This window comes from Bacteroidales bacterium (assembly GCA_018334875.1).
Taxonomy (GTDB): domain Bacteria; phylum Bacteroidota; class Bacteroidia; order Bacteroidales; family UBA12077; genus JAGXLC01.
Genome location: JAGXLC010000371.1, coordinates 1 through 4,035, shown reverse-complemented (window position 1 = coordinate 4,035; position 4,035 = coordinate 1). Strand labels below are relative to the sequence as shown.

The 4,035-nt window shown below is 40.9% G+C and carries 3 protein-coding genes; 1 reads left to right on the top strand and 2 read right to left on the bottom strand.

Annotated features, from left to right (window positions below):
- Positions 1-231 precede the first annotated feature (231 nt).
- Together KGY70_18225 and KGY70_18220 are read right to left on the bottom strand one after the other, a co-directional pair.
- Positions 232-993: a fibrobacter succinogenes major paralogous domain-containing protein gene (locus KGY70_18225; GenBank protein MBS3777139.1), complete on the bottom strand. Its 762-nt coding sequence runs from the start codon at positions 991-993 to the stop codon at positions 232-234.
- Between the two features lie 81 nt (positions 994-1,074).
- Entirely contained in the window at positions 1,075-3,456 is a 2,382-nt protein-coding gene (locus KGY70_18220) for a T9SS type A sorting domain-containing protein (GenBank protein ID MBS3777138.1), read from the bottom strand.
- A 395-nt stretch (positions 3,457-3,851) separates the two neighbouring features.
- Between KGY70_18220 and KGY70_18215 the strand changes: the two genes are divergently transcribed.
- Positions 3,852-4,035: tail fiber domain-containing protein (locus KGY70_18215; GenBank protein MBS3777137.1), on the top strand; the 184-nt coding region annotated here is incomplete at its 3' end.

Sequence of the window (4,035 nt, the reverse complement as noted above, 5' to 3'; positions counted from 1 at the left end):
AAGAAGGAAATTTGTGGTGCCCCTGGTCAAAGCCGTGCAGGAACAGCACAAGCAAGCCGAAGCATTGAAAAAACAAGTGGAAGCCCAGCAAAAGCAAATAGAAGAACAACAACAAATGATTGAACAACTGCTGGAGAAAATCAAATAACGCCGGTTCAGATTCAATAACAGGGGCAGCGCCGAATACAGCAAAACTTTCCGTGAAGCGGCAGTAGCAAACTGGGGCCCCGGTCATTGTGCTTGATCCTTCAAACAACGAACAGAAAAGCCATAACCCTTATGGTAATTATTACGGTATACTCTGCTGGAATTGTAACGCAACTTTCGGATCCAAACGTTACCGGAAGAACTTACCGTAGAAGTCCACCAGCAGCCATTAAACCCAAAGCTGTAAAAACCGCCGCTTTTTACACGCACACCCCCGGGAAATCCCTTGAAACCAGATGCTCCAAACACCGATTCATTGGTTAATTCACCGGCGTGCCATAATGAGGCGTTTCCCGCAAGCTTACTCCCTTCATCTATCCCCCTTTTAATCCCAACTTTATCCGCATTTGTTCGGTTCATCCCCAATTCCATCTCAAGCTCCTTCCATTCTTCATCGCCTGGCACGTGCCAACCATCAGGGCAAAGTTTTTGTGTTTCTATGGTATATGCGTTATACAAAAAACCACAGCTTTGAACATTTCTTCTGTCATTATTATACCGGGCATATGCCCCCTTGTCGGTATCGTCCCATTCATCATGATCTGTAATATTGGGTATAACTGTACTATCATTGTACCTGGTAGTTCTCAGGTTTTCTGCCATCCAAACCTGGTCTCCTATTTCCACTGTTTCGTAGCTGTTTCCCTCTATATCCACAACAACACCATCGGGCACATCATCTTCATCCCTGGGAGCTCCGCGGTCTTCTTCACATCCAATGATTACAAAAAACAGAAATCCCACTATTGTTAAAATTGAAATGAACAGCCTGGCTTGTTTGTTCATAATTGATTAACTCTTAGTTTTACAATAAGGGCAAATAAATCATATGCTTATTAAATATCTTATTTTTCTAGCGGTCAAAACTTAATCCGTGACGACAAATCTCTTTCGATAAAATCCCTTAGCTGTGTAAATACCCATTACATAAACACCAGGGTCGAAATCGACTGTAGATATACGAATTTTTAAATCGTTCAATACATTGTTGTAAACTATGCTCCCAGACAGATTGGAAATAACAATTTTGTTTATCCGTCTTTCTCTGGAAGCAACTCTGATATATTCTGTTGCAGGATTGGGATATATATCTATTTTCCGCGAAACATCTTCTTTCAATAAACCTGTAAGGCTATTAAAATTAGCCTCGAACCATAGATCTTCTGCCGGCATTTCAAAAGAGTATACAGCCTCCTCTGATAGCTCATTATCCTCATCGTCGGTCCAATTTACAAATTCATACCCTTCATAAGGGATGGCCTGCAATGTAACCTTCTCTCCCTCAACATATTTGCCTTCACCCTCAACACTGCCTGCTGAATTGGGATCAATGCCAGCTTCCACTGAAAAAGGCTTCTTTAATTTACCCTTAGTAATCCCATTATAGGTGGCAATCCAAAAATTATGATTACTGTCAAAAATGATATCTTGTATTTCCCATCCTGCTATCCCATAATTATTGATACCAAAATTCACCCAATCATATCCGTTATATATAGACAGATTTAAATACCACTCAGTGGAGGCAATACCACTGCCTGAACCAAACCAAACATAATTGTGGCTGTCAATGGCAATTGAATTGATTCGATATTGATGGATACCGGAATTCTCAGGATTATACTTCACCCAATTGCTTCCGTCATACATATAGTTACTTTTTTGCTTCCCAACTGTCCCTACCCATATATTTCCTTTTCCATCCACTTCAATATCCTTGATTTCTGAGGGAGGGTTATAATGTGTAAAACTTTCGCCATCATAGACGGAAACGCCACTGGTGTCGGAACCAAACCAAACATTGTTTTCATCGTCAATTGCCAATGCCAGCAGATCCCCGGAACAGATATCAGAATTCTGAGTGGTATAAAAGGTCCAGTTTTCACCATCATACATGCCGGCCCCCCCAACCTCACCTTCTCTAAATTTACGCATAACAAACCATAAATTCCCCTGATCGTCAAATTGGATATCATTGACATGTTGGCTGGGCAAACCAACGTTTGCTCCATAATGGAACCAATCCTCCCAATTATACTTCCAGATACCCTGCGATTTAGTAGCAAACCAAATATTGTTCAAAGTATCGGATTTGATTTTGAGAACATGATTCAGGAAAGGGAATTTTTTCCAATCCCGGCCATCAAACATAGATGCTCCAGCTCCATAAGTACCAGCCCAGATGTTTTGCTGCTGGTCTTCATGTAAACACATCACAAAATCATGGGCAAACGGACTTTCAGTTTTGTATGTTTTCCAGTTTCCTTTGTTATATCTTGTAATACCTCCCTCTGTATCCAAATCACCGGTCGAAAAGTATGTATCGCCACTCTCCGATATAAAGATATCCTGCACTCTTCCGGGCAACAGGCCGGAATTGCCGGTATTAAGATTAACCATCCTGTCATTTTCTATATCAAATTGAATGATGCCATAGTTATATGAACCCAACCAAATCATACCATCGTCAACTTCTATCGTTCTTATCCACGGTTCAATTTCCAAATAAGAATCGATTCTATAACTATAATACGATGAATTATTATATCCTTCAATCTTTGAAATAAAAGGACCGGCAGCGAGCCATTTATTATTGTTCTCATCAATTGCAATATCATAAACAGGAGCAGGACCTTCTTCCTTTATAAATTCTTCTCCATCGAAACGAAAGACTCCATTATGAGTCCCGAGCCAGAGTATACCATTCTTATCCATTTCCAGGGAATAGATTTTGCCATCTATTTCAGAAGTGTATTTGGTCCAAAAGCTTCCGTCAAAAAACACCAAATCACTCCCAGCTGCAACCCATAGATTATTAAGGGAATCTACAACAATTGAACGGATTTCGGGAGTTCCAGCCCAATCTTTATAAAGATCAAAAATACTCCAGTTCTGCCCGTCAAATTTGGACAAACATCCGTATTTACTTCCAATCCACTTGTTCCCGCTGCTGTCAATGGCCAAAGCCGTTGACCAAATATGCATCAGTCCGTCCTTTGGATAATATCGCTCTAACAAAGTACCGTCCTTTGACCATTTTAAGAATCCCCCGGTAGTAACCGACCATAAAGTATCGCCTTCCGCTACAGTCGCATTGACCCAGTTCTGTTTTGCGTAAGTTTCAGTAACGAGTATTTTGCCAAAAGAGATATCTCCTCCGGCTCCGGTTGAATTTTGCCCACCCGGAAATGAAAATCCATTCAATTGTATGATCAAAGAAAACAGAATGAAGCAAACTACTCTTTCCATAACATCTATTTTTAGCCTGAAGCAGTCATTAAAAAGGGCTATATTCCCTTGAGCATGCTGAAATATCAGTTCACTTTAGATGTTAACCACATCAAGCCTTTAAATAAATATAGAAAAAAAATCAGGAACCTCCCAATGAAAATCTTACGCTTTTACCTGTCTCAAAAAAATTGAACGGACTTACAATCGGTGCATAAATCAAATAATAGGAGTTGGTTTTGGGGATTCATGCAAAATAAAATCATTGATGGCATGATTAAAGAATGGTTATAAATCACAGGCAATTGTCTCTTTAAATATTACACCAACTCCGGGCACTTAGAAACAAAGCCACGATAAACAAAAGCAATACCATCAGAATCGGCAACGGAGATATCACCCAAATAGGAGGATCTGTGGGCTGGTCCAACTTCTCCGACGGCCGTTTCAAGACCAACATCACACCGGATGTGCCCGGGCTGGAGTTCATCCTGAAGCTGAAGCCGGTCACTTTCAACTGGGACCTGCAGGCCCTGGAAGAATTCCAGGGAACGGCTGATCCTTCTAAAGGTGAAGCAGGCCAGGGTCCGGTGGATCAAA